At 67.6% G+C, this 358-nt stretch carries 1 protein-coding gene; it reads right to left on the reverse strand.

From position 1 onward, the window contains the following. Window positions 1–358: response regulator (locus tag LUU93_RS21920; RefSeq protein ID WP_232683228.1), on the reverse strand; the 358-nt coding region annotated here is incomplete at both ends.

A 358-nucleotide genomic window follows, 5' to 3' on the forward strand; every position in this document is an offset into this window, starting at 1 on the left:
GGCTGGACACGGCCGTCGGGTGGCTGCGGCGCAGCACGGCGCGCAGGCGGGCGGTCAGTTCACGTGGGTCGCAGGGCTTGGCCAGGTAGTCATCGGCGCCCAGTTCCAGGCCGAGGATACGGTCCAGCGGTTCACCCCGGGCCGACAGCATCAGCACCGGCAGCTCCGGGTGATCGCTGCGCAATTGCTTGAGCAGTTCCAGGCCACTGCCGTCGGGCAGCATCACGTCCAGTACCACGGCTGCCGGGGCGGTTTCGGCCAGGGCCTTGCGGGCACTTTGGCCATCGTGACAGGCCCGGACCTGAAAACCTTCCTGGCTCAACCAGCTTACAAGGAGCTCGCACAGCTCCTGGTCATC

This window comes from Flavobacterium soyae, from assembly GCF_021245985.1.
In the GTDB taxonomy this organism is placed as follows: Bacteria; Bacteroidota; Bacteroidia; order Flavobacteriales; family Flavobacteriaceae; genus Flavobacterium; species Flavobacterium soyae.